The following is a 23,155-nucleotide window of genomic DNA, read 5'->3' on the forward strand; positions in this document are numbered from 1 at the left end:
ATGTCAGTCGGGCAGGGTCAGCTTCACGATCTGGGCGGTGGCCTCGCCCCGGGGAGTGCGGTAGGTGACCGTGTCGCCTTCCGACCGGCCCACGAGCGCGTGGCCCAGCGGGCTGTCCGCCGTCAACGACGACGTGTCGTCGTCGTCCGCCTCGTCGGCGAAGCCGACCACCACCATGTCCTCGGTGCTGCCGTCGTCGAAACGCAACGTGACCCGCGTACCGGAGGGCAGCCCGCGCTCCTGCTCGGCGGTCGGCCCCCCGTACAGCAGGTCGGTGACCTCGGCGATGCGCCGGTCGACCCGCGACACCACTTCGGCACGCTCCAGCAGGTCCGCCTGGTCGGCGCTGTCGCCGAGCGGATCCTCACCGAGCTTGGGTGCCAGGGCCTCTCGTTGCCTGCGCAGCGAGTCGAGCTCGCGTTCCAGACGCGCGCGGGTGGCCGGGCTCAAACCTGGGGTCGACGTCATGGACCCATTGTCCGGCCAGGCCGCCCGGCTCGCCACGCGCCCTGATCAGACCCGGTAACCCGCCTTCCGCAGTGCGTCGGCCATCGCACCGCCGCCGGACCGGCGGTCGCCCCGCTTGCGGTTCTGCTTGCCCTGACCGCCCTGGCCACCGCCCTGGCCGCCCTGCCGCTGCGTGTTCTTCGGATCCTGCGACTTCGCCGACCCCTGGCCCTTGCGGCCGCCTCGGCGCCCGTCCTGCCCCGCCGTGGGTTCGTCGTCGAGCCGCAGCGTGAGCGAGATGCGCTTGCGCGGCACGTCCACGTCGAGGACCTTGACCGTCACGACATCGCCCGATTTGACGACGTCGTGCGGGTCGGAGACGTACTGGTGCGACATGGCGGACACGTGCACGAGACCGTCCTGGTGGACGCCGATGTCGACGAACGCGCCGAACGCCGCCACGTTGGTGACCACGCCCTCCAGGCGCATGCCGGGCTTGAGGTCGGCCAGCGTGTCGACGCCGTCGGCGAACGTCGCCGTCTTGAACTCCGGACGCGGGTCGCGGCCGGGCTTCTCCAGCTCGGCGAGGATGTCGGTGACCGTCGGCACGCCGAACTTCTCGTCGGCGAACGTCTCGGGCTTCAGCGAGCGCAGGGTGCGGGAGGCGCCGATGAGCTCCCGGATGCCGACGCCCGCGTGGTCGAGGATGCGCCGCACGACGGGGTAGGACTCGGGGTGCACGGCGGAGGCGTCGAGCGGGTCGTCGCCGTCGGGGATGCGGAGGAAGCCCGCGCACTGCTCGAACGCCTTCGGGCCGAGGCGAGCGACGTCCTTGAGCGCCGTCCGGGTACGGAAGGGTCCGTTGGCGTCGCGGTGGGCGACGATGTTCTCCGCCAGCCCGGTGCCGATGCCGGACACGCGGGCCAGCAGGGGAGCGGACGCGGTGTTGAGGTCGACGCCCACCGCGTTCACGCAGTCCTCCACGACGGCGTCGAGCGAGCGCGACAGTTTCGTCTCGGCCACGTCGTGCTGGTACTGGCCGACGCCGATCGACTTCGGGTCGATCTTGACGAGTTCGGCCAGCGGGTCCTGGAGCCTGCGGGCGATGGACACGGCCCCGCGCAGCGACACGTCGAGGTCGGGCAGCTCCTGCGACGCGTAGGCCGACGCCGAGTACACCGACGCGCCCGCCTCCGACACGACGACCTTGGTGATGCCGAGGTCGGGGTGCTTCTTGGCGAGGTCGCCGGCGAGCTTGTCGGTCTCGCGCGACGCGGTGCCGTTGCCGATGGCGACGAGTTCGACACCGTGCGCGCGGACGAGACGTTCCAGCGTGGCCAGTGCGTCGTCCCACCGGGACTGCGGTTTGTGCGGGTAGATCGTGTCGGTGGCGACGACCTTGCCGGTGCCGTCCACGACCGCCACCTTCACACCGGTGCGGTAGCCGGGGTCGAGCCCCATGGTCGGGCGGGTTCCGGCGGGCGCGGCGAGCAGCAGGTCGCGCAGGTTGGCCGCGAAGATGCGCACGGCCTCGTCCTCGGCGGCCTGCCGCAGGCGCATGCGCAGGTCGATGCCGAGGTGCAGCAGGATCTTCGTGCGCCACGCCCAGCGCACCGTGTCGCGCAGCCAGCGGTCGGCGGGCCGGCCCGCGTCGGAGATGCCGTGGCGTTCGGCGATGCGGGTCTCGTAGTGGTCGGCCTCGGCGCCCGGTTCGACGGGCTCGGTGGTGAGGTCGAGGATTTCCTCCTTCTCACCGCGGAAGAGCGCCAGGATGCGGTGCGACGGCAGCTTCGCGAGCGGTTCGGCGAAGTCGAAGTAGTCGGCGAACTTGGCGCCGTCGGTCTCCTTGCCTTCGCGGACCTTCGAGGTCAGCCAGCCTCGGGTCCACATGGTCTCGCGGAGTTCGCCGATGAGGTCGGCGTCCTCGGCGAAGCGTTCCACGAGGATGGCGCGTGCCCCCGCGAGCGCGGCGGCGGCGTCGGCGACACCCGCGTCGGCGTTGACGAACGCCTCGGCCGCGGTGGTCGGGTCCTGCGTGGGGTCGGACAGCAGGCCGTCCGCCAGCGGTTCGAGGCCGGCCTCCCTCGCGATCTGGGCCTTGGTGCGGCGCTTGGGCTTGTAGGGGAGGTAGATGTCCTCGAGACGGGCCTTCTCCTCGGCGGCCATGATCCGGGCTTCGAGCTCTTCGGTGAGCTTGCCCTGGGAGCGGATGGATTCGAGGATCACCGTGCGCCGGTCTTCGAGCTCCCGCAGGTAGCGCAGGCGTTCCTCGAGGGTGCGCAGCTGGGTGTCGTCGAGGCCGCCCGTCACCTCCTTGCGGTAACGCGCGATGAACGGCACCGTCGAGCCGTCGTCCAGCAGGGCCACGGCGGAGTGGACCTGCTCGGAGCGGACACCGAGTTCGCCGGCGATCTTGTCATGAAGGGACGTCCTGTCAGCCACGACACCGAATTGTGCCTGCTGCGCTCGGCGCTCATGATGGCCCCATGACCGAAACCGGCACTGTCGGCCCGGTCGACCCGAGGCCGCGCAGCCGCGACGTCACCGACGGCGTCGAACGCACGGCCGCGCGAGCGATGTTGCGCGCCGTGGGCATGGGCGACGCCGACTTCGCGAAGCCGCAGGTGGGCATCGCCTCGTCGTGGAACGAGATCACCCCGTGCAATCTGTCACTGCGCAGGCTCGCGGACGCCGGCAAGCAGGGCGTGCACGCGGGTGGTGGCTACCCGCTGGAGTTCGGCACGGTGTCGGTGTCGGACGGCATCAGCATGGGACACCGGGGCATGCACTTCTCGCTCGTGTCGCGGGAGGTCATCGCCGACTCGGTGGAGACGGTGCTGGAGGCCGAGCGCCTCGACGGAGCCGTGCTGCTGGCCGGGTGCGACAAGAGCCTGCCGGGGATGCTGATGGCCGCGGCGCGCATCGACGTGGCGGCCGTGTTCGTGTACGCGGGGTCCACGCTGCCCGGTCGGCTCGACGGCCGTGAGGTCACCATCATCGACGCCTTCGAGGCGGTCGGTGCGTGTGCGCGCGGATTGATCGGCTCGGACGAGGTCGACCGGGTCGAGCGCGCCGTGTGTCCCGGCGAGGGCGCGTGCGGGGGCATGTACACGGCCAACACGATGGCGTGCGCCGCCGAGGCGCTGGGCATGTCGTTGCCCGGGTCGGCGAGCCCGCCGTCCGTCGACCGCAGGCGCGACGGCTACGCGCGCGCCAGCGGTGAGGCGGTCGTCGAGATGCTGCGCCGCGGGATCAGCGCGCGCGACATCCTCACCCGGGAGGCGTTCGAGAACGCCGTCGCGGTGGTGATGGCGCTGGGCGGCTCGACCAACGCGGTGCTGCATCTGCTCGCCATCGCGCACGAGGCCGGGGTGCCGCTGACGCTGGACGACTTCTCGCGCGTCGGCGACCGTGTGCCGCACCTGGCCGACGTCAAGCCGTTCGGCAAGTACGTGATGACCGCCGTGGACCGGGTCGGCGGTGTTCCCGTGGTGATGCGGGCGCTGCTCGACGCGGGCCTGCTGCACGGCGACTGCCTGACGGTCACCGGGCGGACGGTGGCGGAGAACCTCGACGAGGCCGGGCCGGGCGAACTCGACGGCACGGTGCTGCGCACGCTGTCGAACCCGATCCACGCCTCGGGCGGCATCACGATCCTGCACGGCAGCCTCGCGCCGGAGGGCGCGGTGGTGAAGAGCGCGGGTTTCGACCGGTCCCGGTTCGAGGGCCGGGCGCGGGTGTTCGACGGCGAGCAGGCGGCGATGGCCGCGCTGCCGGAACTGGTGGCGGGCGACGTCGTGGTGATCCGTTACGAGGGGCCGCGCGGCGGGCCGGGGATGCGCGAGATGCTGGCCGTCACCGGGGCCATCAAGGGCGCCGGGCTGGGCCGGGACGTGCTGTTACTGACCGACGGCCGGTTCTCGGGCGGCACCACCGGGTTGTGCATCGGCCACGTGGCGCCGGAGGCCGCGCACGGCGGTCCGATCGCGTTCGTGCGCGACGGGGACCGCATCGTCGTCGACCTGGAGAACCGGACGCTCGACCTGCTCGTCGACGACGCCGAGCTCGCGCGGCGGCGCGAGGGGTGGCGGGCGCCGGAGGTCGAGCACCGGGGCGTGCTGGGCAAGTACGCGCGGCTCGTGGGCTCGGCGTCCGTGGGAGCTGTGTGCTCGTAACGGCGTTCAGCCGCCGAGTTTCTCCTCGATCCACCTGACCCCGAAGTCGACCACGTCGGCGGCCTCGAACAGGTGGCTGCGGGCGGCACCGACCTGCCCCGTGCGCCCGAAGCCCGCCGCCAGCAACTCCTCGCCGATCACGCCGAACGCGTCCTCGTCCGCGCCCACGACGGGCGAGTAGTCGAAGGCGCCGTTCTCCGAGTCGATGTCGGAGAACCGCCGCCACATCCGCTCGCCGTCCACGTCGATGGGCATCTCGTAGGAGACGAAGATCTTGTTCGGGGCGTCGGCGAGGGCCTCCGCGTGGTGCAGCAGGGTGAGCGTGTCGAGCGGAGCCCCGAGCATGAGCACCCGACCGCCGACCTCCGCCAGCCGGGCGAGCGGACTGTCCGGGCCGTGTGGGCCGTCCCACGGATGGTCGGACATCAGCTCCTCCGCGCGCAGGCCCACGGCGGCGAAGCTCGCGTCGGGATGCCTGCTGCGCACGGCACCGGGCCAGCGGCGCAGGGCCTCAGGTAACCGACCGTTCGCGTGGTCGGCTTCGCTGAGATCGGGGTGGAAGGCGGGATGCTCCGCCCGGATCCGCTCCTGCCACTGCCGGGGCCACGTGAGGAATTCGTACGGTGGTGCGTCGTTCCAGCCACACGTGACCATCAACGTCCCTCGTGGACCGACCACGTCCAGCAGCGCGTGGATGACCGTGGTGGGCCCGCCCGCGACGTAGCCGATGGCCGACAGCCGGGTGTGGAACATGACCGTGTCGCCGCTCCGCAGACCGAGCGCGTCGAGGTCGCGCGCGAGTCGGCTGCGCGTCACGGGACCGTTCGAGCGCCCTAGCAGGGCGGAGGTGTCCATGTCGCGAAGTGTAGGTCGAGAGACCCGACCGGATGATTCCGAAATCTCGGTTCCGGACACGCCCTCGGGCAGCCCGATTCTGTCGGCCCCCACTGATACTCAATGAGCACCACAGCACCACACGCGGGGAGGCGACACATGGTGAAGGCACTTGTGGCCACGGCGGCGACCCAGGGGTTCCGCGACAGCGACTACCACTGGTGCGTCGAGGGCGAACTGGTGTGGATCGCACCGACGTGTGCGAAGGACCGCGACGACCCCGACGGCGGGTGTGGTTGCGGTCGGGGGTTCGCCGGGCTGTCGTCGCACCGCGCCACCACCACGGCGATGGTGCGGACCCTGCACGGCATCAGCCGTGAGGACTACATCATGGTGCTGCGGTCCAGTGTGGAGGAACAGGGTTACGACATCGCCGACGTGGCGGCTCTGGCCGACTCGCTGCTCGACCTGGTCGCCGACCTACCGGACGGCGCGGTGCTGGAACACCGGCTCAACTACGTGCAGGTGAGGCAGGGGGTTCCGTGACCCCCGGCCCCGGTGGGGCGGGGAGCGCGGGCAGTCCGTCGATGCTGTGGGAGTTCCGCCGACGCTGGTAGTCGAGCAGGTTCTCCGGCGTTCTGCGACCGTTGTGCCGCGTGAGCAGGTCGCGGTCGTGCTGGTAGGCCATGACCGGCACGGAGAAGCCGCACGAGTCACTGACCCGCTCCACCGTGACGTCGATGATGGCCCGCAGAGCAGGACCGGGTTCGGTGTCGAACCGCGCGAGCAGGTCGGCGAAGCCGGGGGAGTCGGGGAACACGGCTTCACCGCGCCCGTGCAGCCGCACGATGTTCGGCGGGCCCTCGAACGCGCAGAACATGATCACGATGCGTCCGTTCTCCCGCAGGTGCGCGATCGTTTCGACCCCGCTGGCCGTGTAGTCGAGATAGGCCACCCGGTGGTCGTCGAGGACGGCGAAGCTGCCCATGAGCCCCTTCGGGGACACGTTGACGTGTCCGTCCACGGACGTCGGGGCCGTGCCGACGAAGAACACCGGCTGCGCCAGCAGGAAGTCACGCAAGCGGTCGTCGATCCGATCGTGCAGTTTCACGCGGGACCTCCCGGGCGAGTCGGCGCTCGTCACACGGCAACCTACCCGAGTTCGATCATTCCCGGCATGCGTCGCCCTGGGCCGTGGTGAGCTACGGTCGGCCGCGAGGAGGTGCCCGGCATGGTCGCCAGAGTGGTCGTCGCGGCCCCCGGCACGGGGCAGGGCAAGACGAGCGTCGCCACCGGGCTGATGGCCGCTCTCCGGGCACGCGGGCTCGCGGTGTCCGGGCACAAGATCGGCCCCGACTTCATCGACCCCGGCTACCACGCGTTGGCGACCGGGCGGCCGCCGCGCAACCTCGACCCGATCCTGCAGGGAGAGGACACCGTCGCGCCGCTGCTCGCCCACGGTGCTCGGGCCGCCGACGTGGCCGTGCTCGAAGGCGTCATGGGGCTGTTCGACGGCGCACTCGGCACGAGTGGCAGGGCCTCCACCGCGCACGTCGCCGAGCTGGTGTCGGCGCCGGTGGTGCTCGTGGTCGACGCGTGGACGGCGAGTCGCAGCATCGCCGCGACGGTGTGGGGTTTCGCGAACTACAGCCCCGCGGTGACGGTCGCGGGAGTGATCCTCAACCGGGTCAACGCGCGGGCACTCGACGAGGAGATCCGCGAGGCACTCGCGCCCACCGGGGTCCCCGTCCTCGGCGTCCTGCCGTACGACGAGACCGTCCAAGTACCCGACCGGCACCTGGGTCTCGTCCCGGCCGGTGAGCAGGGCGTGGCCGGTGCGAGGCTCGTGGAGCGCCTCGGCGAGTGGGTGGCGTCCGGAGTGGACCTCGACGCCGTCGTGCGGGTGGCGCGCTCGACCCCACCGCTGTCGGCGGTGGCGTGGGATCCGGCCCGGCACGTGTCCGCCGGGCAGCGTCGGCGTGTGGTGGCGGCGGCGTCGGGCGCGGCGTTCACGTTCCGCTACACCGAGACGACGGAGCTGCTCGCCGCCGCGGGTCTCGACGTGGTGGACGTCGACCCCCTGCGCGACGAGACGTTGCCGGAGGGAACCGCGGGACTGTACTTCGGAGGCGGATTCCCCGAGGTCCACGCTGAACGACTCGCGGACAACACGCGTCTGCGGCACGACGTCGCGCGCCAGGTCGGGGACGGGATGCCGGTGGTGGCCGAGTGCGCGGGCCTGCTGTACCTCTGCCGCGAGCTCGACGGTGTGCCCATGGTCGGGGCGATCGACGCGGTGGGGCGGATGACCACCGGCGGCGAACTCGGCTATCGCGAGGCGGTCTCACCCGGCGAGTCGCTGCTGACGGACCGCGGTGACCGGGTCGCCGGGCACGAGTTCCACCGGACGGCGGTGCAGCCCCGCCAGGGCACCACCCCGGCGTGGGAATGGGAGGGCCGTCGGGAGGGCTTCGCGTCGGCCACGCTGCACGCGTCGTACCTTCACGTCCACTGGGCGGGCCACCCGGCTCTGGCCCGCCGCTTCGCGACGGCCGTGCATGCCCGAGCCACCCACCCGAAGGAGTGATTCAGCATCGTGTCCGCAGTCTGCGTACGTGTGTTGGTACGTCGCGTACGCGGGGGTGGGGCTCGGCATCGTGTCCGCGGCCTGCGTGCGTGTGTTGGCGTCGCACGGCGCGGACACGCGTGCATGAGGCGCGGACACGGGTACGGGAAGTGCGGACACGCGTGCGGGAGGCGCGGACACGATGTTGGGTGGGTCACGGGGTGGGGCCCGGGCCCGGGGTCCACCAGCCCGGGCGGATGTTCCGCTCGCGGTGGATGGTCGGGGGAGCGCCCGCTTCGTACGGCTCGACCGTGTACAGCGCACCCCACGGCTGGTCGGGCTCACCCGCCAGGTAGCTCGGCACCTCGGGTTTGGCCGCGACCTCGTCGAGGTTGCCGAGCACACCGCCCGCGGCGGCGCTCGCCCAGCCCGCCTCGTCGGCCAGGGAACCGGCCGTGAGGTGGTAACCGGGGACCTCCAGGACGCCGTCCCGCACCGTCGTCGGGGTCAGGCACGGATAGACGAACGACGCGGGCCAGTCGACGTAGACGGGGGTGTCGCCGACCGCCTCGGTGAGGGTCGTGAACGTCGGCGCGCGCGGGGCGGTCGCGGCGACCCAGCCGTCGGCGGTGAGGTCGTCGTCGGTGACGACGAGTCGCACCGCGTCGGCCGTGGGCGGAATGTCCGAGGGCGACAGTCTCGCGTCCTCCCACTCTCCGGTGCCCGCCCCGGGAGCGAGCGCGGGGAGGCTGGCGAGCGCCCGCACGCCGTCGGGGGTCTGCCGGCCGAACTCGACGTCCACGCTGGTGGCGGTGCCGGACGGCGCGGCGACCGCGACGACGACGCGGGGGGCGGTGCCGTGCTCGTGTGGCTCGGGTGGCAGCCGGTGCCACGGCGTGTCGAGGCGACCGGTGGTCGGGGTCTTGGGGTCGTGGCTGCTCCACATCGGCGTGGTGGCGGCGTCGAACCCGTGCGGCGGCCCGTCGAGCGGGTCCGTGGCGGAGGTCGGGCTGGTGTGGAAACCGCTGCCGCCGTCGGCACTGCCCGCGCTGCCGGGGATCGGTGCGAGCACGTCGTCCGCGGGGTCGCGTTCGACCATGACGTGGTCGCCGAGCCCGCAGTGGCTGCTGGTGAGGTGGGCGAGGTTGCTGGTGCCGAGGCTGTAGGTGCCGCGCTGTTCGACCATGGCCTTGACCATGCTGCCGACGGTGGACAGCACCACGAGCCCGCACACGACGACGATCGCCACCGAGCCCCGCCACAGCGCGACCCGGTGGCGTTCCGGTGGTTCCGGCGGCCCGGGCCGGTGCGCGCGGACGTTCTCGACGAACGCCACCACGCCCGCGACGACGGCGGCGAGTGTCAGCAGCGTCGACAGCGCGACTCCGCCGATCTCCGGGGGCCTGTCGAACCACGGAACGCCGACCTGCGACACGAACCAGTACGCGTTGGGCGCGGTCACCGAGACGGCCGCGACGAGCAGCAGACCCGCGACGAAGGCGGCGTGGTTGCGTCGTGACCGGAGCACGGACGCGCTGGTGGCGAGCGCGGTCAGGGCGGCCATGGCGGCGCCCACGGCGGCGAACGCGCCGAAGTGGTGGGTCCACTTGGTCGGTGTCAGCGCCAGCAGGACGAAGAACAGCGCCACGGTGCCGATGAGGCGCCGGCTCGGCCCCAGGGCCGCGCCGGGTATGCGGTTGCGCCGCAGCAGCACGGCGAGGCACGCCGCCGTGCACAGGACGAGCAGCAGCACGGGGAACCGCCGCGTCAGTGCCCCGTCGGGGGCTTGGCTGAACAGCAGTTCGTAGCGGGCCGGCTCCTCGAACCACGACATGCTGGGGCCGACGGCGTCGCGCAGGCGGATGGCCTCGGCCACGCTCGCGGCGGTCTGGTCGGCGAACACCGCGAACAGCACGAGGCAGCCGGAGGCGAGCACGGGGGTGAGTGCCGCGGCCCAGCCGTTCCGGGCGTGGTCGCGCAGCAGGCGGAAGAGGGGACGGGCCGCCACCAGGAACGGCGCGACGGCGATCAGGCCGGTGGGGGTGGCGGCGAACGTGAACGCGGCCGCGCCGACACCGAGGCACACGGGCAGCAGGCGACGTGTGGCGAGTGCGCGCTCCACTGCCCACAGGGCCACCGACGACCCCAGCACGGCCACCGGTTCGGGGCGCACGCCGTTGTCGTAGGGCAGCCACCACACGCAGAAGACGGTCGCGGCGGCCCACCCGGCCGCGCGACTGCGGCGGACGGCCGCTCCGAGCCGGGGCAGCACCCGGCGGCTGAGCACCAGCCAGCCGGTCACCCCGAGCAGGAACGACGGCAGGCGGATCCACGGCGGCGTCGCGCTGACGTCCGCGAGCAGCGCGTACACGTGGTGGAACCAGCCGAACGGCGCCTCGGCCACGCCGAACCAGCGGTGGTGGTTGGTGAGGTAGCCGGCGTCGTCGGCGACCCGGGCCATGGTGAGGATGTAGCCGTCGTCCGAGGTGACGGGTCCGATGAAGACCCACGCGGCGAGCACACCCACCACGGCGGCGTCTCGACCCGTGGGCCGCAGGCGGCAGCGGAACGGTCCGGGTGGTGCGCGACGGCCCACGACGTCGTCTCGCCGGGCGACGGCGACGAGGCAGCCGAGCGCGGCGCCGACGCCGAGGGCGGCCACGGCGAGTTTCGCCGCGGTGGGGGAGGACTGGTAGCGCGTGTCGGGCGTGATCGACACGGCGAGGTCGGCGACGGGGTCGCGGGTGCCGTCGAGGTCGGAGTAGATACCCACGATGCGGGGTCGGACGTCGCCGTCGGCGTGGTGGATCGGGGCGCCGCCGACCGTCAGGGTGGTGCTCGCGGGCGTGGAACGCACGCTCACGGCGCAGTCCGGCGCGGACAACGCGGCGCGGGCGACCTGTTCACCCCGGAGGACGGCGACGAGCTCGCCGTCCTGCACGGTCAGCCGCAGTCCGACACCGCTGTCGTCGCGGGCCGGGGGAACCGTGGCCAGCAACAACGCCGGTCCGGACGTCCGGGCGTCGAGGGAGCGCACCGCCGCGCAGGGCAGCTCGGCGGAGGTGTCCAACGCCCAGTACGACGCCAGTGGCGCGTTGACCGCCGTGGTGTCGCCGCCCACCGGCCAGCTGATGCGGGCGGATTCCTGCACCACCGGCAGGAACGGGAAGGCGACCGCGCACAACACCGTCACCAGGCCCAGCACCGCGGCCGAGCGCCGCGGGACGCGGGACGCCGACCGGCGCGCCGAGCGTCGCGGAACGTCCTCCGGCGGGTCGGAGCGCGTCGAGGTGACGGAGTCCATCAAGGCTCACGCTAACGGCAGACGACGCGCCCGCCCGGCCACTGCGTCACTCACTCGTGGCTCAGGCGGCGGACAACACCACCAGCGTCACGGTGGTGGCGACTTCGGTGCCCGCGCCGAGCACGTCGCCGGTGATGCCGCCGAACCGCCGCACGGTGCGGGCCAGCAGGGCCAGCGCGCCCGCCCACCCGAGAGCCACCGCGAGGACGCCGTGCCACCAGGCGTAGCCCGGCACCGCCGCGCTCGCGAGCAGCGCCACCGAGGCGAGGGAGGCCACGACCCAGGGCGGGACGGTGCCCGAGACGGCGGCGCCGAGTCCGTCCGGACGCGCCGAGGGCACGCCGCGCACACAGAACAGGGGCAGCGCCACGCGCCCCGCGAGCACGGCCGTCGCCACCGCCGAGGCGCCCACGCCCGCTGCCACGGCGCCCGCGAGGGCCGCCACCTGGGCGAGCAGGAGCAGGACCAGGGTCGCGACACCGCTCGGTCCGACGTCGCCGCGTCGCATGACGGCCAGCGCGCGGTCGCGGTCGTACGAGGCGGCGAGGCCGTCGGCGACGTCGGCGAGACCGTCGAGGTGCAGACCGCGGTTGCCCAGCGCCACGGCGGCCAGCGCCGCGACGGCCGTGACCGGGGCGGGCAGCCCGAGCCACGGTCCGCCGACGACGACCACGCACGCCAGCGCCGCCAGCGGGAGCGCGGCCACCGGTGCGACGGTCATCGCCACGGCTGCCACGCGGCGGTCCACCACCGACGGCGGGGCCACGGGGAGCACGGTGAGCGTGCCCACCGACATCCGCAGGCCGTCCCGCAGCACGGTTGCGGCTCGGCTCACGTCAGATCGGCCAGACTGCCCATGTCGGCGAGCACCGCGCGGGCCGCGCGCAACACGGGCACCGCCTGCACCGCGCCACTGCCCTCACCGAGTCGCAGCCCCAGGTCGAGGATGGGTTCCAGCCCCAACGCGGTGAGCGCGACACTCTGGGCGGGTTCGGTCGAACGGTGGCCCGCCAGCCACCACCGCGCGGCGTCCGGAGCGATGTCGCGGGCCACGAGTGCCGCCGCGAGGGAGAAGACGCCGTCGAGCACGACCGGCGTCGAGCGTACGGCCGCCTGCACCAGGAATCCGGCGGTCGCCGCGGCACACGCGCTGCCGAGGGCCGTGAGCCGGTCGAACGGATCGGCCACCCGGCCCTCGACGCGGTGCAGTGCGCGCTCGACCACCGCGACCTTGTGGGCGTGCCCGGTCTCGTCGACACCGGTGCCGGTGCCGACCACCCGGTGCGCGGGCAGGCCCAGGGACGCGCCGACCAGCGCGGCGGCCACGGTGCTGTTGCCGATGCCCATGTCACCGGGGATCAGCAGGTCGGCGCCCGCGTCGACCTCCTCGTCGGCCACGGCCCGCCCCACCGAGAAGGCCTGCTCGGCCTCGCCCGGAGTGAGGGCGTCCTCCACGTCGATCGCCCCGGAGCCGCGGCGCACCTTGCGGGCCACGACGTCGCGCGCGACGTCGTCGAGCTCGGCGTCCACGGCGATGTCGAGCACGCGGACCCGTGCGCCGACCTCCCGGGCGAGGACCGTCACCCCGCTCGTGCCCGCCTGGAACACCCGCACCATCGCCGCGGTGAGCTCCCTCGGGTACGCCGACACTCCCGGCGCACCCGGCGGAGCGGCGGACACCCCGTGGTCGCCCGCGAACACCGCGACGCGCACGTCGTCCAGCGGACGCGGGGGCACCGTGCCGTGGGCACCGCACAGCCACGCGGCGAGCTCCTCAAGCCTGCCGAGTGAACCGACAGGTTTGACCAGCTCGTCGAGTCGCCGTCGGGCCTGACACGTCGCCGTCGTGTCGGGCAGCGGGACGACGAGGGACCGCGTCGTGGTCACAGGTGCATCACCCGGCCCGCCACGACGAGGCGCACCGAGTGGGAGCCCGCCGCGACCGCCGTGTTGAACGCGCCCAGCACGTCACGGAACACCCGCCCGGCGTGCGTGCCGGGCACGACGCCCGAGCCGACTTCGTTGCTCACGGCCACCGCGGGCACGGTGAGGCCGTGCCAGGCGTCCACGAAGTCCTGCAGCCGCTCGTCCACGGTGTGCTGCCAGCCGGGCTGCTGTTCCCACGCGCCCGCCTCGTCGAGCACCCGGGTCAGCCAGGTGCCGAGGCAGTCCACGAGCAGTGGGGCCGTGGTGGTGCGGAGGACACCCGGGATGTCCATGGTCTCGACCGTGCGCCAGTGCGCGGGTCGGCGGTCGCGGTGCGCCGCGACGCGCGCGGCCCACTCGGCGTCGTCGTCACCCGGCGGGGCGCTGCCCGCCACGTAGACGACATAGCGGTAGGGCGCCATGAGCTGCTCGGCGTGCCGCGACTTGCCGGACCGGACCCCGCCCAGGACGAGTGTGCGCTGCCCGCCACGGGCGCGGCGGCCGTAGTTGCGCAGGAGCGTGGCTCCCACCTCCAGCCGCTCGGCCACGAACTCGGTGACCCGCCGTCTCGGATCAGTCATCATGGTCGGTCATTCTTGCCCACAAGGGGGCCTTCGCGCGAAGCCTCACGTGAGGGGACGGTCGGTGGGGGCGATCGGCGCCGGCAGCACGTCGCGTCCCGTGAGGTAGGCGTCGACCCCGGCCGCGGCCGAACGGCCCTCCGCGATCGCCCACACGATGAGCGACTGACCACGACCCATGTCACCGGCGACGAACACCTTGTCCACGCTCGTGGCGAACGACGCGTCGCGCGCCACGTTGCCGCGCGCGTCGAGTTCGACGCCGAGCTGTCCCAGCAGGCCCTCCCGCTGCGGGCCGACGAAGCCCATCGCGAGCAGCACCAGCTGGGCGGGCAGCTCCCGCTCGGTGCCCTCGACGGGCACGAACCCGCCGGCCTCACGCCGTACCTCGACGAGCTTCAGCGCCCGCAGATTGCCCTCGTCGTCGGCGAGGAACTCCTGCGTGTTCACCGAATAGAGGCGCTCGCCGCCCTCCTCGTGCGCCGACGACACCCGGTAGATCATCGGGTAGGTCGGCCACGGGTGCGCCTCCGAACGCGACAGCGGCGGCTTCGGCATGATCTCCAGCTGCGTCACCGAGCGCGCGCCCTGACGGTGGGCGGTGCCGACGCAGTCGGCGCCCGTGTCACCACCGCCGATGACGACGACGTCCTTGCCCGCCGCGTCGATCGGCGAACTCGCCAGCGCCCCGCTCGCGACCCGGTTGGCGAACGGCAGGTACTCCATCGCCTGGTGCACACCGGGCAGGTCCCGGCCCGGCACCGGAAGGTCCCGCGCCGCCGTCGCCCCACCGGCGAGCACCACGGCGTCGTGGCCCTCGACCAGCTCGTCGACCGTGACGTCCACCCCGACGTTCACCCCGGTGCGGAACTCGGTGCCCTCGGCCCGCATCTGCTCCAGCCGACGGTCCAGCCGGAACTTCTCCATCTTGAACTCGGGGATGCCGTACCGCAGCAGGCCACCGATCGCGTCCGCCCGCTCGTACACCACGACGTCGTGGCCCGCGCGCGTCAACTGCTGCGCCGCCGCCAGACCCGACGGACCGGACCCCACCACGGCGACCCGCTTGCCCGTCTTCGTGGCCGGTGGCTGCGGCGTGACCCAACCCTCGTCCCACGCCCGGTCGATGATCGAGACCTCGACCCGCTTGATGGTCACGGGATCGTCGTTGATCCCCAGCACACAGGCCGACTCGCACGGAGCCGGGCACAACGTCCCCGTGAACTCCGGGAAGTTGTTCGTCGCGTGCAGGCGCTCGATCGCGTCGCGCCAGTCGTCACGCCACGTCAGCGTGTTCCACTCCGGAATGAGGTTGCCCAGCGGGCAACCCTGGTGGCAGAACGGGATACCGCAGTCCATGCAGCGCCCGGCCTGCTTGGCGAGCTTCGAGTTCTCGAACTCCTCGTAGACCTCGCGCCAGTCACGCAGCCGCAGGTCGACGGGACGGGACTTCGGAACCTCCCGCTCGGTGGTGAGAAAACCCTTGGGGTCAGCCATTGGCCACCTCCATGATCGCGGCGTTGACGTCCCTTCCCTCGCGCTCCGCCTCCGCGCGCGCACGCAGGACGCGCTTGTAGTCCTTCGGCATCACCTTCGTGAACCGGCCCAGACCGGACTCCCAGTCGGTGAGCAGCGCGTGCGCCACCGTCGAGTCCGTCTCCACGTAGTGGCGCTCGATCGCGTCGCGGAGGAACTCCTCGTCCTCGTCGTCCAGCGGATCGAGGTCCACCATGTCGGCGTTGACGCGCGCGGGCTTGAGGTCGAGCACGTAGGCGACGCCGCCCGACATGCCCGCCGCGAAGTTGCGGCCCGTCCGTCCGAGCACGACGACGTGCCCGCCGGTCATGTACTCGCAGCCGTGGTCGCCGACACCCTCGACGACGGCCAGCGCGCCCGAGTTGCGCACGCAGAACCGCTCACCCACCCGGCCACGGAGGAAGATCTCCCCGCCGGTGGCGCCGTAGCCGATGACGTTGCCGGCGATGACGTGGTCCTCAGCGGTCAACCCGGACTCGCGCGGTGGACGCACGATGATGCGTCCACCGGAGAGCCCCTTGCCGACGTAGTCGTTGCCGTCACCGAACAATCGCAGCGTGATGCCCTTCGGCACGAACGCGCCGAAGGACTGACCGGCGGTGCCCGTGAACGTGACGTCGATCGTGTCGTCCGGCAGGCCCGTGCCGCCCCAGCGCCGCGTGACCTCGGAGCCGAGCATCGTGCCGACCGTGCGGTTGACGTTGCGCACCGGCAGTTCCAGCTTCACCGGCTCGCCGGAGGCCAATGCCCCTTCGGCGAGCTGGATCAACGTGTTGTCCAGCGCCGCGTCGAGGCCGTGGTCCTGTGCCACGACCTGGTGCCGCGCCGCGCCCGGCTCCAGCTCGGGCACGTGGAAGATCGGCGAGAGGTCCAGCCCGGACGCCTTCCAGTGGTCGACGGCCTGGCGCGTGTCGAGCAGCTCGGCGTGTCCCACGGCCTCGGCGATCGAGCGGAAACCCAGCTTCGCGAGGTACTCCCGCACCTCCTGGGCGATGAACTCGAAAAAGTTCACCACGTACTCGGCCTTGCCGCTGAACTTCGCCCGCAAGCGCGGGTTCTGCGTCGCCACGCCCACGGGGCAGGTGTCGAGGTGGCAGACGCGCATCATGATGCAGCCCGACACGACGAGGGGAGCGGTGGCGAACCCGAACTCCTCCGCGCCGAGCAGCGCGGCGACGACGACGTCGCGGCCCGTTTTGAGCTGCCCGTCGGTCTGCACCACGATCCGGTCGCGCAGCCGGTTGGCCAGCAGGGTCTGCTGGGTCTCGGCCAGGCCGAGCTCCCACGGCCCGCCCGCGTGCTTGATCGACGACAGCGGCGACGCGCCCGTGCCGCCGTCGTGGCCGGAGATCAGCACCACGTCGGCGTGGGCCTTCGACACCCCGGCGGCGACCGTGCCGACACCGACCTCGGACACGAGCTTCACGTGGATGCGTGCGGCCGGGTTGGCGTTCTTGAGGTCGTGGACGAGCTGGGCGAGGTCCTCGATCGAGTAGATGTCGTGGTGCGGAGGCGGCGAGATGAGCCCCACGCCCGGCGTCGAGTGCCGGGTCTTCGCGATCCACGGGTAGACCTTCCCGCCGGGCAGCTGCCCGCCCTCGCCGGGCTTGGCGCCCTGCGCCATCTTGATCTGGATGTCGTCGGCGTTCACGAGGTACTCGCTCGTGACCCCGAACCGACCACTGGCGACCTGCTTGACGGCGCTGCGCCGCTCGGGGTCGTAGAGCCGCTCCGGGTCCTCGCCGCCCTCACCGGTGTTGGACTTCCCGCCGAGCCGGTTCATGGCGATGGCCAGCGTCTCGTGCATCTCCTGCGAGATCGAGCCGTAGGAGATCGCGCCGGTCGCGAACCGCTTGACGATCTCGGAGACCGGCTCGACCTCCTCGATCGGCACCGGCGGGCGCACGCCCTCCTTCAGCTCGAACAGGCCGCGCAGCGTCATGAGCTGCTTCGACTGGTCGTCGACCGCGCGCGTGTACTCCTTGAAGATCTCGTACTTGCCGCTGCGCGTGGAGTGCTGGAGCTTGAACACCGTGTGCGGGTTGAACAGGTGCGGCTCGCCCTCGCGCCGCCACTGGTAGTCGCCACCGGTCTCCAGCTCGCGGTGCGACGCGCGCACGCCGTCGGCGGGGAAGGCGCGACGGTGCCGTTCGATCACCTCGCGGGCCAGCAGGTCGAAGCCCACACCGCCGAGCCGGGACGTCGTCCCGGTGAAGCACGTGTCGACGACCTCGGCACCCAGTCCGATGGCCTCGAAGATCTGCGCACCCGTGTAGGAGGCGACCGTCGAGACACCCATCTTGGACATCGTCTTGCGCACGCCCTTGCCGAGCGCGGCGATGAGGTTGCGGGTCGCCCGCTTGGGCGTGACGTCGCCCAGCCGTCCCTGCGAGGCCAGCTCCTCGACGGTGGCCATCGCCAGGTACGGGTTGACGGCCGCGGCGCCGTAGCCGATGAGCAGCGCGATGTGGTGCACTTCCCGTGCGTCGCCCGACTCGACGACGAGACCCACCTGCGTGCGGGTCTTCTCGCGTACCAGGTGGTGGTGCACCGCGCCCGTGAGCAGCAGCGAGGGGATCGGCGCGTGCTCGGCGTCCACCTCACGGTCGGACAGCACGATCAGCCGCGCGCCGCTCGCGATGGCCTCGCTGACCTCGGCGCGGATCTCGTCCAGCCGGCGCACCAGCGCCTCGCCGCCGCCCGCGGCCTCGAACGTGCCGCGCACGGTGTACGAGGTGAACTCGGGAAGCTCGCCGTCGTCGTTGGCGTGCACGAGCTTCGCGAGGTCGTCGTTGTCGAGCACCGGGAACGGGAGCACGATCTTGCGGCAGTGTTCCGGCCCTCCGTGCAGCAGGTTCGGCTCCGACCCGAGCTGCGTGCCCAGCGCGGTCACCAGCTCCTCGCGGATCGCGTCCAGCGGCGGGTTCGTCACCTGCGCGAACAGCTGGGTGAAGTAGTCGAAGAGCTGCCGCGGCCTGCTGGTCAACGGCGCGAGTGGGGAGTCGTTGCCCATCGACCCGATCGGCTCCGCACCCTGGCGCGCCATCGGGTCGAGCAGCACCTCCAGCTCCTCGGACGTGTACCCGAACGCCTGCTGGCTGCGCACCAGCGACGCGTGCGAGGGCACGTCCCGCTCGCGATCGGGCAGTTCACCCAGCCGCAGCAGCCCCGCGTCGAGCCATTCCGCGTACGGGTGCTCGGCGGCCAGCTCGTCCTTGATCTCGGCGTCGTCGACGATGCGGCCCTCGGCGGTGTCCACAAGGAACATCCGGCCGGGTTCGAGCCGTCCTTTCCGGACGATGGAGGACTGGTCCAGCTCCAGGACCCCGACCTCGCTCGCGAGCACCACGAGCCCGTCCTCGGTCACCCAGTACCGCGCGGGTCGCAGGCCGTTGCGGTCGAGCACCGCGCCGATCTGCGTGCCGTCGGTGAACGACACCAGCGCGGGGCCGTCCCACGGCTCCATCAACGTGGAGTGGTACTCGTAGAACGCCCGGCGCGCGGGGTCCATCTCCTGATGGTTCTCCCACGCCTCCGGGATCATCATGAGCACGGCGTGCGGCAGCGAACGGCCGCCGAGGTGCAGCAGCTCCAGCACCTCGTCGAACGACGCCGAGTCGCTCGCCCCGCGCGTGATCACCGGAAACAGCCGGGAGAGGTCACCGGAGAACAGCTCGGACGACAGCTGCGACTCGCGCGCGTCCATCCAGTTGCGGTTGCCCCGGAGCGTGTTGATCTCGCCGTTGTGGGCGATGTAGCGGTACGGGTGCGCGAGCGGCCACGACGGGAACGTGTTGGTGGAGAACCGCGAGTGCACCAGGCCGATGGCGCTGACGACCCGCTCGTCGGTGAGGTCGAGGAAGAACCTCTCGACCTGCGGCTCGGTGAGCATTCCCTTGTAGACGATCGTGCGCGACGACAGGCTCGGGAAGTAGACGTCCTGCTCGGCCAGTTCGCGCTCGGCGCGTTTGCGGACGCAGAACGCCGCTCGTTCGAGGTCGAGACCGGTCACCTCGTCGCGTTGCGGAGCGAGGAAGACCTGCGCGAAGTGCGGCATGGTCGTCGCGGCCGTCGCGCCCACGTGGTCGGTGTCCACGGGCAGCTCCCGCCACCCGAGCACACGCATGCCCTCTTCGGCGGCGATGCGCTCGATGGTGGAGGCTGCCCGGCCACGAACGACGGGGTCGTGGGGCAGGAACACGATCCCCGCGGCGTAGTGGCCGGGATCGGGCAGGTCGAAGTCGGTGACCTCGCGGAAGAACGCGTGGGGGAGCTGGATCAGGATGCCCGCGCCGTCGCCCGTGTCGGGCTCGGCGCCACGAGCGCCGCGATGCTCCAGATTGCGCAGCGCCACCAGGGCTTTGGCGACGATGTCGTGGTTCGCGCGGCCGGCGAGATCGGCGACGAAGGCCACGCCACAGGCGTCGTGCTCGTACTCTCGGTCATACAAGCCCGCTGAGGGTTCACGTGGTGCGGGGCGGCTCACAGTTGGCGGCCCTCCTCTTGTCCGGCACCACCGGGCACGAGAAGCCACCGGTGCCACGTGACGTGGCACACGGCCAGCTAACGGTTCGGCCCGACGTTGCGATGAATCAGGTCAGGGAAGTCGATGTCGCCACTCGGTGCTTCGTCGCGGAGGGCGGGGACACATCGACACATCGGTGACCACACGGCGCTGTGCGGCGGGCAGAGCATTGCGCGGTTCGAGGATCCGCCCACGAAGCCGTCGGCAGATCCGGCGCACGAATGGTTCTCCGGGATCGCCGGTCTTATGACAGTAATGTGAACTGCCGGTACGCCAAATACTTCCGCTGTGTTAAGTGGACAACAGCACACAGGCATTGACGATCGTGGTCTTCGTGTGCTTTCTCGCGCGTGTGACGCTCTGACCTGCGGTGACGTCGGAGGCGGTAGGGTCCGTGCATGACCGGTTCGGATCCTGGTGACTTCCTCGGCGTCGACGCCGAACTGACGGTGGACGAACGCGACATCCGTGATGCGGTGCGGCAGTTCGCGGAGGTGGAACTGACTCCGCACGTGGCGGAATGGTACGAGAATGCGACACTTCCGGCGCGAGATCTGGCGAAGGCTTTCGGCAGATTGGGCGTGCTCGGAATGCATCTTTCCGGCTACGGCTGTGCCGGGTCGTCGGCCGTCGCATACGGCATCGCGTGCCGGGAACTCGAGGCCGTCGATTCGGGACTACGCAGCTTCGTGTCGGTGCAGGGGTCGCTCGCCATGTACGCCATTCACCGCTACGGCAGCGAGGAGCAGAAGCAGCGGTGGTTGCCGCCGCTCGCGTCCGGCGAGGCGATCGGGTGCTTCGGGCTCACCGAACCCGACGCGGGAAGCGACCCGGCGTCCATGCGCACGCGGGCCCGCCGCGACGGCACCGACTGGGTGCTCGACGGCACCAAGATGTGGATCACCAACGGCACGGTGGCCGACGTCGCCGTGGTGTGGGCGCAGACCGACGAGGGGGTCCGCGGCTTCGTCGTGCCCACCGACGCGCCCGGATTCTCGGCCCACGAGATCACGCGCAAGCTCTCGTTGCGGGCGTCGTTGACGGCGGAGCTCGTGTTCGACGGCGTCCGGTTGCCGTCGGACGCCGTCCTGCCCGGCGTGACGGGGTTGCGGGGTCCGCTGTCGTGCTTGAACGAGGCGCGGTTCGGCATCGTGTTCGGAGCGGTGGGCGCCGCGCGCACGTGTTACGAGACGGCGTTGGAGTACACCACCACGCGCACCCAGTTCGGGGCGCCGCTGGCGGCGTACCAGCTGACGCAGCGCAAGCTGGCCGATCTCGTCGTGGAGGTGAACCGCGCCGGGCTCGTGGCGTTGCGGCTCGGACGCCTCAAGGACGCCGGTGAGCTTCACCACAGCCAGGTGAGCTTCGGCAAACTGGCGAACGTGCGCGCCGCGCTGGACGTCGCCCGCACGGCGCGGTCGATGCTGGGCGCCAACGGCATCTCGCTGGAGTACCCGGTGATGCGCCACGCGGCGAACCTGGAGACCGTGCTCACCTACGAGGGCACGGAGGAAATGCACGCCCTGTCGGTGGGCCAAGCGGTGACGGGAATCCCGGCCTTCAGGGTGAACACCTGACCGATGAACACCGTGTCCGCAGCCTGCGCACACGTGTCCGCACCTCGCGTACGCGTGTCCGTAGGCTGCGCGCGGGTGTTGGCACTTCCCGTACGGCGTCAGGCCTTCGGCAACCGTGGCTCGACAAGGTACGCGACCTCCCGAGCGACTTCGCAGGCGGCGTTGACGTCGTCCATGGCGGTGACCAAGACGTCGATCCGTGAATCCGCGTCGAGTTCGATGGCGAGAGTGCAGTCGTGGAACTGAGGATTCGGAGCTTCGGCAGCGGTTCGGCCGTTGATCTCCCCGTCTGTGACTCCGCCGCCGACGTCGTTCACCGTGCCGACACTCTGGTTGGCACGGACGATCAGACCGACGATGAGGCTCTCGTCAAGAGGGTCCTCTCTCTCCTTCTGCCAGGAGCAGCTCGTTTCCCCTGGTGCCTCATCGTTTGAGGCGGGCCCGGTCGAGAAGCGGCCGTACTCCGTCAGGTCCTCGGCCGGCGTGATGAGCGCACAGGGGTCGATCGATGCGCTGATTCCGCCGGGCTGGTTCGGGCTCCCGTTGGTTGATGTTGATGACGCTGCCGAGCTGCTTGTTTGAGGATCAGCTATGCCGGGCTCCTCAGTGGCGCACCCGGCCACCGTAAGGAGGGTCGCCGCGGCGAGGACCGGCAGTACTGGAACAGACCGTTTCATGACTTCCTTCAGCTCTCGTTAGATGGTGTTGCCGGTTCGGTTCACGGCGTCGACAACGTTCGCTTCGGTCTCCTCGTACTGCCCGGACGCCCGTTGGAGCGCCTCGATGCTCAGCTTCAGTACTTCCTTGAGCTGCTTCACCACCATGCGAGCTGAGTTCGGGTCGTTGGCGGCATCATGCATGTGTTGAGCGACCAGCTGCCCGTACTGGTGGCCACCGAGGGAAGGGCGTTGGTCGAAGGCCGCCAGCTGGAAGTCCATCGCGTCGATCTCGTCCACGAACTTCGACATCGTGTCGATCAGCTCGTTCGCGCTGTCCTTGCTGACGGTGAAGCCGCCGTTCTTCGCGGAGTCGACCAGGTTGCCTGCCGCCGTTCTGGCCGAGGCCATGTTCGCGGCGTTGGTGGCCGCGCCGAACACGGCGGCAGCGGCGTTCATGAAGCCCCCGCCGGCTTTCGACCCGTCGTAGGCCGCCCCCTGCTCACTGAATTCCTGTGCCAATCCAAGCCCCCAGTTGGCTGTCACGGAACCGTTCGACTTCGGAGTGTAACGACCACCGGGGTTCGCCGAGGGTGAGATGGTCCACGCCTCCCGCGGTGCGACGGAAAGACGTCCGCCCCTCACGGACGCCTGTGGGCGCCTGTGAGGGGCGGACGTTTCGGGATCAGCGACCGGCCAGGGCGGGAGTGTGGGAGAGTGCGCGCTCGCCGGCGTCGGTGAGGACTGCCGGGACGCGCTGGCCGGGTTCGCCGGGGCGGGCGGGGGTGATGAAGCCAGCTCGGACGAGCCGGTGTGCCGTGGCTTGGTCGGAGTAGGCGAGTCCGTCGATGAAGAGGTTCGTTCCACAGCCGGTGGCGATTTCCACAACACCCTGCGCCACGGCCTGCAGGGTCGCGCGTTCGCGATGGTTCAGATCCGTGTCATAACCGTCCTGAGGCACCTCTGCCCCCTTGCATCCACGACCGGTGTCCTTTACCGGTCCCTTGGGCTCGATTCAACCCCGAGAC

General features: G+C 71.4%; 17 protein-coding genes. 4 read left to right on the forward strand and 13 right to left on the reverse strand.

From position 1 onward, the window contains the following. Positions 1-3: 3 nt before the first annotated feature. Together SACAZDRAFT_RS17780 and SACAZDRAFT_RS17785 are read right to left on the reverse strand one after the other, a co-directional pair. On the reverse strand, positions 4-468 hold the full coding sequence (locus SACAZDRAFT_RS17780) for a GreA/GreB family elongation factor (RefSeq protein WP_005444007.1): 465 nt from the start codon (positions 466-468) through the stop codon (positions 4-6). Positions 469-513: 45 nt separating this feature from the next. Next, the gene (locus SACAZDRAFT_RS17785) at positions 514-2,889 is read right to left on the reverse strand and encodes a Tex family protein (protein WP_005444008.1); all 2,376 of its coding nucleotides are present in this window, start codon (positions 2,887-2,889) and stop codon (positions 514-516) included. Between the two features lie 44 nt (positions 2,890-2,933). On the opposite strand from SACAZDRAFT_RS17785, the gene ilvD reads away from it, so the two are divergent. Next, a complete protein-coding gene (gene ilvD, locus SACAZDRAFT_RS17790; protein ID WP_005444009.1) occupies positions 2,934-4,622 on the forward strand; it encodes a dihydroxy-acid dehydratase in 1,689 nt (562 codons plus the stop codon). A 6-nt stretch (positions 4,623-4,628) separates the two neighbouring features. On the opposite strand, the gene aac(3) is transcribed toward ilvD, so the two are convergent. Next, positions 4,629-5,477 carry an aminoglycoside 3-N-acetyltransferase gene (aac(3), locus tag SACAZDRAFT_RS17795; RefSeq protein WP_005444010.1) on the reverse strand — a complete coding sequence of 283 codons (849 nt, stop codon included), beginning with the start codon at positions 5,475-5,477 and terminating at the stop codon, positions 4,629-4,631. Between the two features lie 138 nt (positions 5,478-5,615). On the opposite strand from aac(3), the gene SACAZDRAFT_RS17800 reads away from it, so the two are divergent. Beyond that, complete coding sequence (locus SACAZDRAFT_RS17800) at positions 5,616-6,002, forward strand: DUF7715 family protein (protein WP_005444011.1); 387 nt, start codon at positions 5,616-5,618, stop codon at positions 6,000-6,002. Here SACAZDRAFT_RS17800 and SACAZDRAFT_RS17805 read toward each other — a convergent pair. Next, entirely contained in the window at positions 5,968-6,567 is a 600-nt protein-coding gene (locus SACAZDRAFT_RS17805) for a pyridoxamine 5'-phosphate oxidase family protein (protein ID WP_005444018.1), read from the reverse strand. The genes SACAZDRAFT_RS17800 and SACAZDRAFT_RS17805 overlap by 35 nt on opposite strands. A gap of 120 nt (positions 6,568-6,687) precedes the next feature. On the opposite strand from SACAZDRAFT_RS17805, the gene SACAZDRAFT_RS17810 reads away from it, so the two are divergent. Next, positions 6,688-8,043 (forward strand): cobyrinate a,c-diamide synthase, encoded by a 1,356-nt coding sequence (locus tag SACAZDRAFT_RS17810; RefSeq protein WP_005444020.1) that lies wholly within the window; start codon positions 6,688-6,690, stop codon positions 8,041-8,043. 193 nt (positions 8,044-8,236) lie between these two features. Here the strand turns inward: SACAZDRAFT_RS17810 and SACAZDRAFT_RS17815 are convergent, their stop codons facing one another. The 6 genes from SACAZDRAFT_RS17815 to gltB form a co-directional block, all read right to left on the reverse strand. After that, the gene (locus SACAZDRAFT_RS17815; protein WP_005444021.1) at positions 8,237-11,326 is read right to left on the reverse strand and encodes an arabinosyltransferase domain-containing protein; all 3,090 of its coding nucleotides are present in this window, start codon (positions 11,324-11,326) and stop codon (positions 8,237-8,239) included. A gap of 61 nt (positions 11,327-11,387) precedes the next feature. Further along, positions 11,388-12,143: an adenosylcobinamide-GDP ribazoletransferase gene (locus SACAZDRAFT_RS17820; protein WP_005444023.1), complete on the reverse strand. Its 756-nt coding sequence runs from the start codon at positions 12,141-12,143 to the stop codon at positions 11,388-11,390. Positions 12,144-12,157: 14 nt separating this feature from the next. Continuing rightward, on the reverse strand, positions 12,158-13,213 hold the full coding sequence (gene cobT / locus SACAZDRAFT_RS17825; RefSeq protein ID WP_005444024.1) for a nicotinate-nucleotide--dimethylbenzimidazole phosphoribosyltransferase: 1,056 nt from the start codon (positions 13,211-13,213) through the stop codon (positions 12,158-12,160). Continuing rightward, positions 13,210-13,836 (reverse strand): bifunctional adenosylcobinamide kinase/adenosylcobinamide-phosphate guanylyltransferase, encoded by a 627-nt coding sequence (locus SACAZDRAFT_RS17830; protein ID WP_005444025.1) that lies wholly within the window; start codon positions 13,834-13,836, stop codon positions 13,210-13,212. The genes cobT and SACAZDRAFT_RS17830 overlap by 4 nt, the downstream gene beginning before the upstream one ends. A gap of 42 nt (positions 13,837-13,878) precedes the next feature. Then, the gene (locus SACAZDRAFT_RS17835; protein ID WP_005444026.1) at positions 13,879-15,330 is read right to left on the reverse strand and encodes a glutamate synthase subunit beta; all 1,452 of its coding nucleotides are present in this window, start codon (positions 15,328-15,330) and stop codon (positions 13,879-13,881) included. After that, positions 15,323-19,855: a glutamate synthase large subunit gene (gltB, locus tag SACAZDRAFT_RS17840; RefSeq protein ID WP_005444027.1), complete on the reverse strand. Its 4,533-nt coding sequence runs from the start codon at positions 19,853-19,855 to the stop codon at positions 15,323-15,325. The genes SACAZDRAFT_RS17835 and gltB overlap by 8 nt, the downstream gene beginning before the upstream one ends. A 437-nt stretch (positions 19,856-20,292) precedes the next feature. On the opposite strand from gltB, the gene SACAZDRAFT_RS17845 reads away from it, so the two are divergent. Next, complete coding sequence (locus tag SACAZDRAFT_RS17845; protein WP_005444028.1) at positions 20,293-21,471, forward strand: acyl-CoA dehydrogenase family protein; 1,179 nt, start codon at positions 20,293-20,295, stop codon at positions 21,469-21,471. Between the two features lie 98 nt (positions 21,472-21,569). On the opposite strand, the gene SACAZDRAFT_RS22635 is transcribed toward SACAZDRAFT_RS17845, so the two are convergent. The 3 genes from SACAZDRAFT_RS22635 to SACAZDRAFT_RS17860 form a co-directional block, all read right to left on the reverse strand. After that, positions 21,570-22,148 carry a DUF3558 domain-containing protein gene (locus SACAZDRAFT_RS22635; protein WP_005444031.1) on the reverse strand — a complete coding sequence of 193 codons (579 nt, stop codon included), beginning with the start codon at positions 22,146-22,148 and terminating at the stop codon, positions 21,570-21,572. Positions 22,149-22,166: 18 nt separating this feature from the next. Next, a complete protein-coding gene (locus SACAZDRAFT_RS17855) occupies positions 22,167-22,673 on the reverse strand; it encodes a hypothetical protein (RefSeq protein WP_232286291.1) in 507 nt (168 codons plus the stop codon). A 139-nt stretch (positions 22,674-22,812) separates the two neighbouring features. Continuing rightward, complete coding sequence (locus SACAZDRAFT_RS17860) at positions 22,813-23,088, reverse strand: hypothetical protein (RefSeq protein ID WP_005444033.1); 276 nt, start codon at positions 23,086-23,088, stop codon at positions 22,813-22,815. Between the last annotated feature and the right edge of the window lie 67 nt (positions 23,089-23,155).

The organism is Saccharomonospora azurea NA-128 (assembly GCF_000231055.2).
Classification (GTDB): Bacteria; Actinomycetota; Actinomycetes; order Mycobacteriales; family Pseudonocardiaceae; genus Saccharomonospora; species Saccharomonospora azurea.

Excerpts from the sequence above, each read along its gene's own strand:
- SACAZDRAFT_RS17800 (WP_005444011.1), top strand. The coding sequence starts at position 5,616 with ATGGTGAAGGCACTTGTGGCCACGGCGGCGACCCAGGGGTTCCGCGAC.
- SACAZDRAFT_RS17780 (WP_005444007.1), bottom strand. The coding sequence starts at position 468 with ATGACGTCGACCCCAGGTTTGAGCCCGGCCACCCGCGCGCGTCTGGAA.
- SACAZDRAFT_RS17810 (WP_005444020.1), top strand. The coding sequence starts at position 6,688 with ATGGTCGCCAGAGTGGTCGTCGCGGCCCCCGGCACGGGGCAGGGCAAG.
- SACAZDRAFT_RS17845 (WP_005444028.1), top strand. The coding sequence starts at position 20,293 with ATGACCGGTTCGGATCCTGGTGACTTCCTCGGCGTCGACGCCGAACTG.
- SACAZDRAFT_RS17815 (WP_005444021.1), bottom strand. The coding sequence starts at position 11,326 with ATGGACTCCGTCACCTCGACGCGCTCCGACCCGCCGGAGGACGTTCCG.
- SACAZDRAFT_RS22635 (WP_005444031.1), bottom strand. The coding sequence starts at position 22,148 with ATGAAACGGTCTGTTCCAGTACTGCCGGTCCTCGCCGCGGCGACCCTC.
- SACAZDRAFT_RS17830 (WP_005444025.1), bottom strand. The coding sequence starts at position 13,836 with ATGATGACTGATCCGAGACGGCGGGTCACCGAGTTCGTGGCCGAGCGG.
- SACAZDRAFT_RS17835 (WP_005444026.1), bottom strand. The coding sequence starts at position 15,330 with ATGGCTGACCCCAAGGGTTTTCTCACCACCGAGCGGGAGGTTCCGAAG.
- ilvD (WP_005444009.1), top strand. The coding sequence starts at position 2,934 with ATGACCGAAACCGGCACTGTCGGCCCGGTCGACCCGAGGCCGCGCAGC.